The following is a 13,603-nucleotide window of genomic DNA, read 5'->3' as shown; positions in this document are numbered from 1 at the left end:
TATGGGAAAGTATATCAATCAAAACCCAGTTCTTGTTGCCGTAGATTGCATTATTTTTGGCTACGATGGCGATCAGTTAAAACTCTTAGTAATCAAACGAGCCATAGAACCTGTTAAAGATCAGTGGAGTTTAATGGGTGGTTTTATTCGGGCCGATGAAGATTTAGATGGTGCTGCGCAAAGAATCTTGCTGGAACTTACTGGCTTACACGATGTTTATCTGGAGCAACTCCACGCTTATGGAAGTCCAGATCGAGACCCTATTGAACGCACCGTTTCGGTGGTGTATTTCGCTCTAATCGACATCAACAAATACAGCAAGCAAATTAACGATCAATACCATGCAGAATGGTTTAAACTGAAAGAGGTTCCTCAGTTGATCTTTGACCACAACCTAATGGTTAAAGCGGCAATGGATAAAATTCGTTATCAAGCTGCGCTCCACCCCATTTTATTCGAACTGCTGCCCAAAAAGTTCACTATACCGCAACTACAGGCTTTATATGAGCAGGTTTACGACACACCAATAGACAATAGAAACTTTATCCGCAAAATAACCGCCAGCGGGATGCTGATTAAACAACCTGAAAAGGATAAATCGAGCTCCAGACGTGGTGCCTTTTATTTTAAGTTGGACAAAAACAAGCACAAGGCACAATTTCAATCGTTTTTAAACTTTATTCCGAAGGCCAAATAAGCTAAACTCGATGCTTTTCTTGGTATTTTGCTTAATTATTTTTAGAAAAATGCAACTTTCCAAATTGGATATAATTTTTAAAATCAAGCACTTACAGAGTTAGATTAATGATGCAGTAAAAAACATTAAAAACATTTAGCAAAAAATGTTGGCACGAATGATTTTAATTTCTATATTTGCACCTCCTTAAACAAGAGGAAATGATTCCGTAGCTCAGCTGGTAGAGCATTACACTTTTAATGTAGTGGTCCTGGGTTCGAATCCCAGCGGGATCACAGACAATCCTCCAACGAAAGTTGGGGGATTTTTTGTTTTATGTCCTACCGCTTAATCCACACGCTGTTTTTGTGTTCGAATCCACTAGGGATAAGTAAAGCTATCCGAGTATAATGGCTTGGTTCATAACAAAAATAAGCTTATTTTTGTTATGTGCCCACAGTCTTTGAAATCTTCGGATACAGATTCTTTTTCTACAGTAATGAAAACAATGAGCCAATACATGTACATGTAGAAAAAGGTGATGCAGAGGCTAAGATTTGGATGAGTCCAATTTTAGAACAATATGCATACGGCTTCAAACCGCAAGAGCGTAAAGAAATTATAAGATTGAAAAGAACATAGTGATGAAATAATTAAACGCTGGAATGAGCACTTCAAAAAATAAAAATACAGACAGTATTGTAAATAAAAGGTCTTCAGATCCGTTTGATAAGTTGATTTTTGAAAAGGGAATTCGCATTCAGCAATTTATCATTAGCAAGGAATTAAATTTAATAGTTTTGCTTTTGACAAATAGTGCAGTAATTAAAGTTGCCTTAAAGCACTTCCCTAGAATAAAAAATGCGAGTAAGAAAGAATTGGAAACAGCTGAATTAAGGGGTAATGGTATTGGTATCCGCTGGCGATTAATAGATGAAGATATTTCGTTAAAAGGGTTAATTAAGGAGGTAGCCATGAATGAGGCACTCAATCGACTACAGTCGAAAGACAATCAAGAACTTGCATTTGTATAATAGATTATTTTGCCTTTAAGCTATTATTTGCTAACAATCTTTGATAAAAGTATTTGGTAGTTCGACTAGCTGGGATCACAGTAAAGACTATTAAAATGTATAAAACCCTGCAATCGCACGATTAGCGGGGTTTTTGCTTTTAGAGAATTGCCAAAAATCACATGATTTGGAGTATCCAAAAAAATTGGGGTATATCATTTTGAGCATAAATTTTCGATTAAATTCTGCCCATTGATTGCCCAAATGATCTGAATTTTGCCTGCGTTGTAGAAGTGTAGGATATTGATGTTTCGAATTATATGGTAGGTAAGCTCTTCGCTTATTAAGATGCCTGTCCTTGCCCTTTTCTGAGCTTTCCATTGAATGAATTAAGAACACTCAAACCCATTCAACTCCAAGATAAAAAAAGCAGGCCAATTTTTACATAACTTGGCTTGTAATAATTCTATTTTTTCGCACACGCGACACGCGTGCGCCAGCTTATGGATGAGCGATGGGTAGAGATAGATTAGAGTTCTAAGCTATTAAATTCTTTATGGTTTCGTTCAGCTCGTAAAACTTTATCAGGTCAATTTTTTGTGCCTTTGCTGTCGAGATTGCTGGTTTGGTAAAATCGCTGGTGGTAACAAGCTGTACTTTGTCTGCCTTAAATAGTTGACTTGAGCCCATTAGTTCCCTTACTTCAGCTGATCCGACATGGTTTTTCTTAGCATATCGCTTAGCCTGTATGACAGTTAGAAAACTGTCTCCCAAAACAGGTGGCGGTGTCCAGACTAGAACATCAGCTCCATCATCTCTAGATGTTTTAGTTAATTCTGTTTTATAGCCACTCAGTTTATAAATATATTCAACCAATTCTTCAAATCTTCTTGGACTGATCCTGTAAACGTACTCGTATTGAAATTTTAGCAATTCTAAAATTTCCAAATTGGTGTCTGCCGTAATTACTTTATTCTCCGAATTATTTATACCTAATAGATGTTCAAGTATATATGATTTGCTTGTAAAAATTAAGTCTTCCAGGGAAGAAATATAAATTAACTCATTTTTGTTCACAACTTCTGATACATCAAAATTTAAAACGAGTTCATTAATCAAGGAACAGAGAAGTTTGTCCATTTTGTCAAATATCTCCGCCTTCGTTAAGCTGGGATTGTTCCCTTGTACATCGGAATTTTTAATCAAAAGTACATTGGATGTATAGGCATTCAAGTTAGTTATCGCATAAGTAGTATTTGTTGCTTGGAACTTTTGCTCATTTTCAAATGGAAGATTTCCAATTACGATGTACTTTTTGTTTCGGGTATTTAAAGATACAGCTAGTTCGGGTAAGAGACCTGAGAAAAGCCCTCCTCCCAAACTTCCCACTAAAAAGTATATGCTGTCGGATTTGGTCAGACGCAGGAAAAGCTCATTATCCTCCTTAAAAACCTTTATGGAAGCATCAGTTTTGCCTTTTGTACCTTTTCCAAAGGTTGTAAAAGTTCCTATCTGAAATTTATTTTTTAAAGAAATCGTATTTAAATCATCAATCTCAGAATCAAAATAGAATATCTTTTCGCTATCAAACTTTTGACGGATTAACTCCTTTGCAATCTCGGCGCCACCTCCCCCAAAGCAGAGTATCCTGTATTCTTTAAGTGTTTCATTAATCATTGTTATGGCATTCAATCGGTATTAGCAAGGGTGTATCAGAAGGAAAGGTGTTCAATTAGGTGAAACTTTGGTGATCATTATTTTTTCAAGCGTAACCAAATCTGGAATAGTTAGCCTGAACCATTCTCCTCTTACACGTTTTTGGTAAAATTTTTTGTGTAATTCTTTTTCTATCTGCTGACCACAGCACCATAGGGCAATCAGATGGACAGTCGGTTCTTTAGAATGGAGGGTTCTTTCTCTATAAATTGGGTCGATGCATTTGCCGATTTTGATTAGGCCAGTATCGGTATTGACCATCAAATACACGTATTCTTTACCTCTTTCAATAGGGTTATCTGATGTGTTATCGAAAAAATCCCTATAGAATTCCTTTGGATCGATGAAATCCAGCTTAATGACCCCCCGTTTTGCCGAACTCATCATTACTGTGTGACGTCCTTTGAAAACCTTAAGCTCTAAGCTAGAAACTGTACAGAATTTTAACTTTTCTAAAAAACCACGTAGTTTCTTTTGGAAAGTATTGAATGCTCCTATCGCGTCGACTCCAGGATAGTCTTTTGCCAACATATCGCAAAAACGGAATAACAGTTCGTAGTATTGTTTGTCATAAATATCGAGTTGTAAAATATCCCCTCGAAGTTCCCTTTCTCCATTGATATAAAAAATTTCCATCGTGACTCCCTGCTCATCATCGTATAATTTGGTTCCATAGCAGTGTTTATCAATTCCTGCGATGACATTGGTTATCGGGCCGTTGTCTTCCAGGTCGAGTTTGTAAATGTCTTCAGGGCCTAAAGTGAAACAGCATTTATAAAAATTATCGTCTTCAATTTGTAGAGTTTGCATAGCGTTAGTTTAGGGATAAAGATAAGATATTATTATTCTTGAAATAGCGCCTTTGTCCCTTCCATAACAGATTTTGTTTTTGATTGCAAAGGTAAAGCTGATCTGCCCGTTTAGCGTCAAATGGTATATTAACCTTAATAGCTAAAGTCTTCGCTTACTGGTTTTTTAAGAAAGTACCTTATAAAATTTAGTTTTAAAAGGTAAAATTGCATTTCTTTAATAAATTCCGAGATACGCTGCTTTTCCACACTATCAAGAGGCATCAAGCATGTGCCTTAATTAATTCAACTTTTCAACTGACATACTGATCCAATAAATCCCCATCTGTCCCCTATTACCCATTACGCCTTTTGGCAACAAATTTTTAGGGCAACTTAAAACGGAAGTATCTACCCCTTTTACAAATGCAGTTAAGGCTTCAAGTTTATTTTCTGAAAATGGAAGTATCGTGTAGTCCCAACTGGAATAAAAAGACAACATCCACATAAATTCTTCATCGATTTTTCCATCGATTAAATATTGATTTAAAATGGAATACGAATCAAATACGGTTGCATTATCGAGATCCTCAATTCCTGTATAACAACTGGGCTCCACCTGAGCATACCAATTTAAAAATATCAGCCGCTTTAAGGTTTCAAGCTTTATTGGTTCTTCATCACTCCTAAAAAAGAGGTTAAGATACGATTTATGAATATTCCGATATTGCTCGAATATCCCTTCTCTGGAAAGTTTTTCGGTTACCAATTCCATCGTTCCTGTTTGAGATTCGGCATAATCCCAAATCTTAATTTCTCTGTCTGATAAAATATTAATTTCTGTTCTCATAAAATCACTCCAATTCATGCTTCTTGGTAAATAGGTCTGTGCGTAAATCTTAGTTTCAGCACGTTAAAGCCTAATTTGGCTATCTGTAGAAGTTACACAGTTCAAAGTTTTAAAAACTTATGTAACCAACAGCTACCTCTTTCGTTTAAATTTTAAAGGACTGACAACTTCTTATTATAATGTTATTCACTTTTAGTGAGAAAACCAAGGCTACATCTGTCCATCATTCAACCAAAGCAAAAATAAAGAATCTCAAACTTTTTCCCGCTCCCACTCGTTCCTCCTATAAATCAAATTATTATGAAAACCCCTCGGCTTCTTATGTTCTTTTACCTAATAATCGCTTTTCAAACGGTTTTTGCTCAAAATCAATCGCCTTATGTGTACAAAAAGCCTTCTGCCAATGGCATAGGAAAGGTTTACATGGGGAGAGAGATTGCGCATGTGATGAGTTTTGAGGGTGTGGATTGGCTAGAACGCAATAGCCGTACGCAGGAAGAAAATACCAATATGGCCTTGGCTGCTCTGCCACTAAAAAGCAATAGTGTGGTGGCCGATATTGGCGCAGGTTCGGGGTTTTACACCTTTCGGGTGGCTCAGCGCATTCCAAAGGGCAAAATATTCGCGGTAGAAATTCAGGATGATGCGATTGCGTACTTGAAGAAGAAAGCAACAGATGATCGACTTGCCAATGTGCAAGTGATTAAAGGCAGCGAAAAAGCACCGAATTTGCCCGATCAGTCGATCGATTTGGCTTTTATGGTGGATGTTTACCATGAATTGGAATACCCCGCAGAATATCTAAAGTCATTAAAACGTGCGCTCAAACCCAATGGTCAACTGCTGTTACTCGAATACAAGGAGGAAGACCCAACGGTGGCCATAAAACCAGAACATAAAATGAGCGTAAAGCAGGTGAAAAAAGAAATGCAAGCTGCTGGCTTTAAGTTGGTGAAGAATGGAAGCTTCTTACCGCTGCAACATTTCCTGCTGTTTGAGAAAATAGGCGATTAAAACCATGGGGCTTTAATTGGCTATTGATTGAGTGAATTTGTGATTATGGATTGTCTCTGCTTCAGCAGGCAAGCAATTATCAACTCTTCTGCCAAGCCTTGTCGGTATTCTGAGCGCTATTTCTACCGAAAGCCAAAATACCGGTGCTTTTGATGATCGAATCTAAGTGGAGTTACACCCCAATTTACTCCGCTAGGGGTAGTGAAATGAAAAATTTAGAACCCTCATTTACAATACTTTCAAATCCGATTTTACCGCCCATACGCTCTATAAATTCTTTACATAAAACTAAACCCAATCCAACGCCTTTTTCGTTATTCGTCCCGTAGGTCGCGCCCGCCTTTATTGAAAAAATATTAGCCTGATCGCTTGGTGCAATCCCCCTCCCATTATCGGTTATGGTAATTTCACAGGCATTGTATACCACCTCGGCAGCTATACTAATCGTACCACCGTTCGGTGTAAACTTCACGGCATTGTTAATGAGGTTTCGTACCACAATTTGTAGCATATCTACATCGGCCACTACCCTTAAATGGGAAGGGATGGTGTTAGAAAATGTAATGCCCTTTTTTGTGGCAAACACCGTTCCCATCTCTATAGTACTTTCTAGCACTTGCAGTACATTTATTGCCTCCAACTGTACTACAGATCCACCCATTTGAGATTTTGACCAGTTTAACAAATTAGAAAGCATGGTTATGGTATGGTTGGTAGCACTCTCCAAAGATTGCTGAATCGAACGCTGATCTTCGACATTTAGCACGTTTTTATTTAAGAGGCTAAGGTAACTTTGAATATTTACTAAAGGTGCCCTCACGTCGTGAGATATGATCGACATCAAATTGTCTTTTTCCAAACTGCGTTGTTCTAGCTCCTCTTTCTGACGCAAAATTTCCTCCTTGCTGCTTTCTATCGCAACTGCTTTGCGCTGAGCGTCCATGCGCTCTAAATCGTAACTGCGCCTAATAAACCTAACAATGATATAGATCACAAAAACAGGCAATGGAAAAGCGGTCATTCGATCGATAAATTGCCCCTGCACGGTAGCAAAAGGGTATTTAATCAATTCAGGATAATAGTAGCCAAGCGTATGTATGGCAAAAAACCACAATAAATAGATTGCCAACCATTTCAAATGTTGTTCATAAGGCGAAATAACCAATAAAACCAACAAATAGGCAGGCCAAATGATGTCGGTTGAGCCATTAATGCCAGCAATTGCGAAATAATTAATTCCGAAAGCCAACAATCCCATTAATCCGAAAAGGGTATTGTTGTGTGGTTTATCCTTAAACCTAGAGTAGTAATATTGTTGAAAGATGAATAAACTAATGCCTAAAGCAGAAACAGAACCGACGTATAAACCCGCAAACAAATTGTAAGGTGCATAAATTAAAGCTAGCGCAATTAGGCCAATGCTAACAGAATGAAATACCCGCCTTTCTAAAGAAAATTGATTTGGATTACCAATTAGTGTAAACCAAATGTTTGTTTTCCCATTTGTATCTGGAGGAAAAAGAAAATTCAAATTAGTGATTTTCGCCATATTGTTTTGAAGGAATAAATAAGCCCAATTCCATATTTACATGGGAGAAGTAGCCTATTACTTTCCCTACCTTATCGGTGTTCTGAATGCCAAGCAAAGGGTATTAAGGGCCAAAATTAGTGAATTAACCGTTAATCGGAATAAAACAATTTAAACTGAATGTAATGGATTCATTAAGGTTTAGCATTAATCCCTTCATCTTTAATTATTTGCATTAAATAGTTGCTTTGCGACAGACCAACGACACAGCATTTAACTTAAATCCGTTTTATCGTACATCATTTCATAATATTCTTTGGCCATGCGTGCGGATTCGAATTCAGGTATTACACCATCAATGGCTTTTAAAATCATGGCATTCCACTGTTCTGGCTGCTGGTAATAAGTTGGTAAAACCTTTTGTTCCAGTACATCCATTAAGTTGGCAGTTTCTTTTACATCGCGATCGGCTTCAGAAAGATCTTTCGATGCTGGCTCGATAATAAAACAGTTTTCACCGTCCAAGGCAAATTCAGGAATCCAACCATCTGGTATAGAGAGATTAATTGCAGCATTCATCACGGCAGTCATACCACTCGTGCCCGAAGCTTCCCGATACATTTTTGGATTGTTTAACCAAACATCTGTTCCTTTTTTGAGTAAATCTGATAATCCAAGTTCGTAACCTACGAGTACGGCGCAATTGGCGAAAGACTTCGTTTTACTTATAATATCATTGAAAATTTTGTTTGCTCCTGTATCTTCAGGATAGGGTTTTCCAGCCCAGATAATTTGTATGGGATGTTCGGTTTGTTTCAATAAAGCTAAAAATCGATCCCAATCGTGCATCAAAAGGTCGGCTCTTTTGTAGGCTGCAAATCGCCTTGCCCAAACCAAGGTTAACACATTTTCATCAAATAATTTACCGGTTTGGTTGGCCACTTCTTTGAACAGTAAGGATTTCATCTCCTTTTTTCGGGCGGTTATACCCTGCTGATCGCCCGTTTTGATGGACTCGGCTAATGTTGCGTCTTGCCAATAGTGTTGGTTTTGCGCATTGGTAATGGAGGTGATTTCGCAAATGCCATCGTAAGCGCCCCACATTTCTCTCGCCACCTCGCCATGTAACTTAGAAACGCCATTGGCTCTGCCAGAAAATTTAAGTGCGGCCAGGGTATAATTAAATTTATCGCCCTCAAGGCCAAGAATGTGTTTAACCTCATGATCTTGAAGGTGATAAAAAAACGACATCTCTTTCAAAAGTGCATAGTCGTGTTCTTCATTACCCGCTACCTCAGGCGTATGCGTGGTAAAAACCATCCGTTTTTTAATTTCTTCTAGATTTTGAAATTTAGAATACAGGTAGAAATTAAGCGGAACGGCATGCCCCTCGTTCATGTGGTAAATGTCGGGTGTAATGTTCAGTTGCTCTAAAAGTAATCCGCCGCCAATGCCTAGAATAATTGATTGTGCAATTCGGGTGGCTTCGTTAGGATCGTATAAGCGATGCGTAATGCTTTTGCTCACTTCATCATTCTCTGGCAAATCTGTACTCAGTAAAAATAAAGGTGCAGAACAAAAGGTTTCGGGTTTTAACAGATAAGCTTTCACTTTAACCGTAGTGCTGTGAACAGGAACTGAAAAAACAATTCCGGTATCTTCTAAAAAGGAATAGTCCTTTTCAATAAATGTAGAAACCATATTATTATCGCGATCGCGAACCTGATCGTAGTAGCCATATTTCCAAAGCATGCCGATGCCAATGAGGTTCTGTTTTAACTCATAAGCACTGCGCAAATGTGATCCAGACAGGAAGCCCAAGCCCCCACTGTAAATTTTTAAGGATTGATCGATTGCAAATTCCATAGAAAAATAAGCAACTGATGTATTGTATTTAGAATCGGGTGTGTACCCAAGAAGGTCGATAGTAGTCATGTGGCGATAATAAGGATTAAACAATTTTTTGGACGTTTATGTAACAGCTGAAGCTACACAATGTTTTACCCCTGAAAAACAAAATCTATTATCGAAATTTTGGAGGGACAGACAAGTTTTGAAAGATATTGTTTTAAATCTCGAAGACATTTACTTACACTCTAGTGTGTGTCCGTAAGTATTGGTGGTTATTGGCGATAAAAACGGGATGCCCAAATCTGCAGCTCTTAAAACCAACAGCAGTCCCATAAAAAACATAAACCAGGGCACCAGTTTTTGGGTATTAAAACGAATGTATTTTTTCAAGAATATGCCGCCCAGCGAAATCATCATCATTAATGGTGTGGTACCCAGGCCAAAAAGGAACATAAAAACCGCACCAGATTTTATGCTGCCCGTATTTAACGCAGTAGCCAAAGCGAGGTAAACCATGCCACAGGGAATTAATCCGTTAAGCATACCTGCAAACAAACCCCACACAGGCAAATTAAATACTTTACCCATCCATTTGCTAATCGGATTTAAGGTTTTTAGCTGAATTTTCTGAAAGCGAGACCTGTACGCTCTACTAAATTGAAGTGCCGTAAACACAATTAATACCAGCCCAATTACCAAGCTGAGTGTTTTTTGGTTGCTGAAAACTTTAATGCTTGTACCTAAAGCGCCAACCATCACCCCTAAAAGCGTATAAATCAACACCCTGCCAAACTGATAAAGCAGAAGCTGAAGTCCACTTTCTAACACATTCTGCTTTTTAAAAGGCATGCCCAGCATAATCGGACCGCACATAATAGCGCAATGCAAGCTTCCGAATAAACCCATAAAAAAAGCCAATGCTAGATAATCCATTACAGGGTGATGTTATTTTTAAATAGATAATCTTTTTTGCCAGCGCGCCATTGCAAATTTAGGAACCACATTCCCTTGGCCAATTTTGTTTTGTTTACCAAAATAAGATTTGCACTGCCAGTTGTATTCCCCTTTATTTTAACATCATCCATGCTGTTTGACGGACGCATCAGAACCAAATTATAACTTGCTTCTTCTTTAAGTTGAATGATGATTTGGTTTTTGGTAACCGTAACGATTGGCTGAGCATGATCGTTTAAAACATTCTGTTTGGCATCGTATTCTGCATTGTAATTGATCCCTTTTTCGTAATAATTTTCTTCAATTAAAGCATCCCGCCCATGGAGATGAAACATATACACCACCATGCACACAATAAACAACATGAATGTAAGCATGCCCAACAATATTTTTGTACCCCAGTTCATAGATGTAGCTTTTTGAATTTTGAATGATTGAAGTTTGAATGAGTGAATTTTGAATGATTGAATGAGTGAATTTTGAATGAGTGAATGATAGAGTTTTGAATGATTGAGTTTTGAATGATTGAATTTTGAATGAGTGAATGATAGAGTTTTGAGTGATTGAATTTTGAATGATTGAAGTTTGAATGAGTGAATGGTTGGATTTTTTTGCAAATGGCCTGTCTCATTCGCTAATTAGCTAATTCTCTCATTTTCTAATTAAATCATTCTATCATTCAGTCATTTTCTAATTCAGTCATTCTATAATTAGCTAATTCCCTTCCGGTGCGAAAAAACTCGTTGTAGCGGTGCTCAAAACTTCCCCGTTTACAACGATTTCGAACACGGCTTCGCTTTTATACTCTTTAATGGATTTATTTTTTCTGACTAAAAAAAAAGTTAGATGTGTTGATCCCTCCTTCGGCAATAGATCAGATTTTTGAATGAAATCAATTTCATCTGCGTTGTTTTTCGATCTGAAAGTGAATTTTAAGGGCTTATTGGTTTTATTGGTGAGTTCGGCATTATACAAATTGCTGATTTTATCTGCTCCACGATTTTGGTATAAAGTTCCACTGGCACGCAACACGGTAGTTTGTACATCTTCCCTTTTATAAATTAGAGAGGAGAAAACCATCAACACCACAAACAACACCGCAGCATAGCCGTACGATTTTAAGCTGATTTTATAGGGCTTCCTTTCATTAATGTAATCTTGATTGAAGAAACCGATGAGGTTTTTAGGCTTTCCGATTTTGAGCATCACTTCGTTGCAAGAATCGATACAGGCGGTGCAGTTTACGCATTCCAATTGTGTTCCCTGCCTAATGTCGATGCCTGTTGGACACACCTGCACGCACAATTCACAATCTATACAATCGCCATGCGGCGAGTTAGCACTTACCTCCTTTTGCAACCGACCGCGAGGCTCTCCTCTGGTAAAATCGTAAGCCACAACCAAACTCTGGTTATCCAACAAAACCCCTTGTAAACGTCCATAAGGACAAATTACCGTACAAACTACTTCGCGCACATAGGCAAATACGCCATAAAAAATAAAGGTGAAAAGCCAAATGGAGATAAAGCCAGACACATGACCAGAAACCGGTTCGGTGATGATTCGAATGAGCACGTCAGACCCAATCATGTATGCCAAAAAAGTATTGGCTATGGCAAAAGAAATGAGCAAAAATAGAAAGTGCTTTGCCCCCTTCTTTAAAATTTTCTCACCGTTCCATGGCGATTCATCTAATTTTCGTTGTTTATTGGCGTCGCCCTCAATCCAATATTCAATTCTTCTAAAAACCATTTCCATAAAAATAGTTTGCGGACATGCCCATCCACACCATAATCTTCCCAATACCACCGTAAAACAGACGATGAACATGATGAAAATGAGCATGGCTAGGGCAAAAAGATAGAAATCCTGCGGCGTAAAAATCAACCCAAAAAATACAAACTTGCGTTCTATAAAATTGAGGAGTACCCATTGCTCGCCATTCAGCTTTAAAAACGGACAGGCAAACAAAAATACCAACAGAATGTAACTTACCCATTTCCGCTTGGCGTACAATTTGCCAAATGGCTTTTTGGGGTAGAGAAAGGTTCTGCCTCGTTTCTTAGAATCGGCTTTATTTTTTAGCATCGTCTTCTTTCCTCACCGTATCTTTCGCAGTTTTCATTTCGTTATCTTTTGGATTTTTGGCTTCATATTTTTCACCTTGTGGCGCTTTTGCGCCTGCTGGCTTTGTGCCACTCAAAGACAGTACAAAATTGGCCACCGCGCTCATCTGCTTCGGATTTAAATTTTTCTCCCAGCTGATCATCCCCTTCTCTGGCACACCATATTTTATCGTTTTAAATACATTGCTAATCCCACCGCCATGCAACCAATATTCATCTGTTAAATTGGGTCCGATAATGCCCTGCCCTTTATCGCCATGGCAAACCACGCAGTTGGTATTAAAAATGGTTCTACCTTCTTGCAAAACGGCCAAGGTTTTATCCACCTTAACTGAACTTTCATCAATGGTGTTGGCCGATTTTTCTAAATAGGCGGCTTTATCAACCTGTGCCTTAGCAATTTCCTGTTCGTATTCTTGGTCTTGCAAATCGCCGTAGCCACCAATATGATAGTAAAACAGATAGCTCACCGCAAAAATCATGGTACCAAAAAACAGTACGTTAAACCAAGTTGGAACAGGATTATTTAGTTCTTTGATGCCATCATAAGCATGATCGATAACCAAATCTCCTTCTTCCTCAATGGGTCTTAAGCTTAAGAGCTTTGTCCAAATGGATGGTTTTTTAGGTTGTTGGCTCAACCAGATGTCGTAATCTAAAACGGGTTCCTTTACGGGCGCTACATAAGGTGTTGGGTTCACTTGTTCTTGATACATCACCTTAAAAGCATTGAGTAGCGTTATCGAAACAAAAAGCATAACCAACACAAAAAGTAAGAGAATTGCTAATAGCATTTCCGAACTGCTTAAACCTAAACTTGGTTCGCCAGTGGGTACAACAGCTACCGTTTTTTCATCCGCAGCAAAGCTTAGGATGCTGAGCAATAGAAATAAAACAGTTAGATTAATCTTCTTCATATACTTCAGTTTGGTTTTCTTCAATGGGCAAGGCGCTCATCACTTCGATGTGCTTTTGGTTTAATTTGATTAAGTAAATGCCCACGATTACAAAAAACACCATGAACATAAGTAGCGAAGTGATCAGGTAAATTTCACCTCCAGCTAAATCTTTGATTTGATTGAACATA

At 38.1% G+C, this 13,603-nt stretch carries 14 protein-coding genes and 1 tRNA gene; 5 read left to right on the top strand and 10 right to left on the bottom strand.

Annotated features, from left to right (window positions below; translation table 11 throughout):
- Position 1: 1 nt before the first annotated feature.
- From DHW03_RS02805 to DHW03_RS02790, 4 genes are all read left to right on the top strand, one after another.
- On the top strand, positions 2-697 hold the full coding sequence (locus DHW03_RS02805) for an NUDIX hydrolase (RefSeq protein ID WP_109924215.1): 696 nt from the start codon (positions 2-4) through the stop codon (positions 695-697).
- A gap of 202 nt (positions 698-899) precedes the next feature.
- Positions 900-972: transfer RNA gene (locus DHW03_RS02800), tRNA-Lys, on the top strand.
- Between the two features lie 154 nt (positions 973-1,126).
- The gene (locus tag DHW03_RS02795; RefSeq protein WP_109924214.1) at positions 1,127-1,318 is read left to right on the top strand and encodes a DUF4160 domain-containing protein; all 192 of its coding nucleotides are present in this window, start codon (positions 1,127-1,129) and stop codon (positions 1,316-1,318) included.
- A 23-nt stretch (positions 1,319-1,341) separates the two neighbouring features.
- A complete protein-coding gene (locus DHW03_RS02790; RefSeq protein ID WP_109924213.1) occupies positions 1,342-1,710 on the top strand; it encodes a DUF2442 domain-containing protein in 369 nt (122 codons plus the stop codon).
- A 516-nt stretch (positions 1,711-2,226) separates the two neighbouring features.
- Here the strand turns inward: DHW03_RS02790 and DHW03_RS02780 are convergent.
- The 3 genes from DHW03_RS02780 to DHW03_RS02770 form a co-directional block, all read right to left on the bottom strand.
- Complete coding sequence (locus tag DHW03_RS02780; protein ID WP_109924211.1) at positions 2,227-3,366, bottom strand: restriction endonuclease; 1,140 nt, start codon at positions 3,364-3,366, stop codon at positions 2,227-2,229.
- 51 nt (positions 3,367-3,417) lie between these two features.
- On the bottom strand, positions 3,418-4,215 hold the full coding sequence (locus DHW03_RS02775; protein WP_109924210.1) for a GIY-YIG nuclease family protein: 798 nt from the start codon (positions 4,213-4,215) through the stop codon (positions 3,418-3,420).
- Positions 4,216-4,494: 279 nt separating this feature from the next.
- Complete coding sequence (locus DHW03_RS02770) at positions 4,495-5,043, bottom strand: hypothetical protein (protein ID WP_133248491.1); 549 nt, start codon at positions 5,041-5,043, stop codon at positions 4,495-4,497.
- 321 nt (positions 5,044-5,364) lie between these two features.
- On the opposite strand from DHW03_RS02770, the gene DHW03_RS02765 reads away from it, so the two are divergent.
- Entirely contained in the window at positions 5,365-6,057 is a 693-nt protein-coding gene (locus DHW03_RS02765) for a class I SAM-dependent methyltransferase (protein WP_240618449.1), read from the top strand.
- Positions 6,058-6,241: 184 nt separating this feature from the next.
- Here DHW03_RS02765 and DHW03_RS02760 read toward each other — a convergent pair whose 3' ends face one another.
- From DHW03_RS02760 to DHW03_RS02730, 7 genes are all read right to left on the bottom strand, one after another.
- Positions 6,242-7,606 (bottom strand): sensor histidine kinase, encoded by a 1,365-nt coding sequence (locus tag DHW03_RS02760; RefSeq protein WP_109924207.1) that lies wholly within the window; start codon positions 7,604-7,606, stop codon positions 6,242-6,244.
- 252 nt (positions 7,607-7,858) lie between these two features.
- Positions 7,859-9,520 (bottom strand): alpha-glucan family phosphorylase, encoded by a 1,662-nt coding sequence (gene glgP, locus DHW03_RS02755; protein WP_109924206.1) that lies wholly within the window; start codon positions 9,518-9,520, stop codon positions 7,859-7,861.
- Positions 9,521-9,670: 150 nt separating this feature from the next.
- A complete protein-coding gene (locus tag DHW03_RS02750) occupies positions 9,671-10,369 on the bottom strand; it encodes a sulfite exporter TauE/SafE family protein (protein ID WP_109924205.1) in 699 nt (232 codons plus the stop codon).
- Complete coding sequence (locus tag DHW03_RS02745; RefSeq protein WP_109924204.1) at positions 10,369-10,797, bottom strand: FixH family protein; 429 nt, start codon at positions 10,795-10,797, stop codon at positions 10,369-10,371. The genes DHW03_RS02750 and DHW03_RS02745 overlap by 1 nt, the downstream gene beginning before the upstream one ends.
- Before the next feature lie 307 nt (positions 10,798-11,104).
- Positions 11,105-12,478 carry a cytochrome c oxidase accessory protein CcoG gene (ccoG, locus tag DHW03_RS02740; RefSeq protein ID WP_109924203.1) on the bottom strand — a complete coding sequence of 458 codons (1,374 nt, stop codon included), beginning with the start codon at positions 12,476-12,478 and terminating at the stop codon, positions 11,105-11,107.
- On the bottom strand, positions 12,465-13,433 hold the full coding sequence (locus tag DHW03_RS02735; protein WP_240618448.1) for a cbb3-type cytochrome c oxidase N-terminal domain-containing protein: 969 nt from the start codon (positions 13,431-13,433) through the stop codon (positions 12,465-12,467). Before DHW03_RS02735 ends, ccoG begins: the two co-directional genes overlap by 14 nt.
- Positions 13,420-13,602, bottom strand: coding sequence for a hypothetical protein (locus DHW03_RS02730; protein ID WP_109924202.1), 183 nt, complete (start codon positions 13,600-13,602; stop codon positions 13,420-13,422). Before DHW03_RS02730 ends, DHW03_RS02735 begins: the two co-directional genes overlap by 14 nt.
- Position 13,603 lies beyond the last annotated feature (1 nt).

Source organism: Pedobacter yonginensis, assembly GCF_003173595.1.
Classification (GTDB): Bacteria; Bacteroidota; Bacteroidia; order Sphingobacteriales; family Sphingobacteriaceae; genus Pedobacter; species Pedobacter yonginense.
Note: the sequence above shows the minus strand (reverse complement) of the source record. Positions and strands in the feature narration are given on the sequence as shown.

Excerpts from the sequence above, each read along its gene's own strand:
- DHW03_RS02805 (WP_109924215.1), top strand. The coding sequence starts at position 2 with ATGGGAAAGTATATCAATCAAAACCCAGTTCTTGTTGCCGTAGATTGC.
- DHW03_RS02790 (WP_109924213.1), top strand. The coding sequence starts at position 1,342 with ATGAGCACTTCAAAAAATAAAAATACAGACAGTATTGTAAATAAAAGG.
- DHW03_RS02780 (WP_109924211.1), bottom strand. The coding sequence starts at position 3,366 with ATGATTAATGAAACACTTAAAGAATACAGGATACTCTGCTTTGGGGGA.
- DHW03_RS02775 (WP_109924210.1), bottom strand. The coding sequence starts at position 4,215 with ATGCAAACTCTACAAATTGAAGACGATAATTTTTATAAATGCTGTTTC.
- DHW03_RS02770 (WP_133248491.1), bottom strand. The coding sequence starts at position 5,043 with ATGAGAACAGAAATTAATATTTTATCAGACAGAGAAATTAAGATTTGG.
- DHW03_RS02765 (WP_240618449.1), top strand. The coding sequence starts at position 5,365 with ATGTTCTTTTACCTAATAATCGCTTTTCAAACGGTTTTTGCTCAAAAT.
- DHW03_RS02760 (WP_109924207.1), bottom strand. The coding sequence starts at position 7,606 with ATGGCGAAAATCACTAATTTGAATTTTCTTTTTCCTCCAGATACAAAT.
- glgP (WP_109924206.1), bottom strand. The coding sequence starts at position 9,520 with ATGACTACTATCGACCTTCTTGGGTACACACCCGATTCTAAATACAAT.
- DHW03_RS02750 (WP_109924205.1), bottom strand. The coding sequence starts at position 10,369 with ATGGATTATCTAGCATTGGCTTTTTTTATGGGTTTATTCGGAAGCTTG.
- DHW03_RS02745 (WP_109924204.1), bottom strand. The coding sequence starts at position 10,797 with ATGAACTGGGGTACAAAAATATTGTTGGGCATGCTTACATTCATGTTG.
- ccoG (WP_109924203.1), bottom strand. The coding sequence starts at position 12,478 with ATGCTAAAAAATAAAGCCGATTCTAAGAAACGAGGCAGAACCTTTCTC.
- DHW03_RS02735 (WP_240618448.1), bottom strand. The coding sequence starts at position 13,433 with ATGAAGAAGATTAATCTAACTGTTTTATTTCTATTGCTCAGCATCCTA.
- DHW03_RS02730 (WP_109924202.1), bottom strand. The coding sequence starts at position 13,602 with ATGTTCAATCAAATCAAAGATTTAGCTGGAGGTGAAATTTACCTGATC.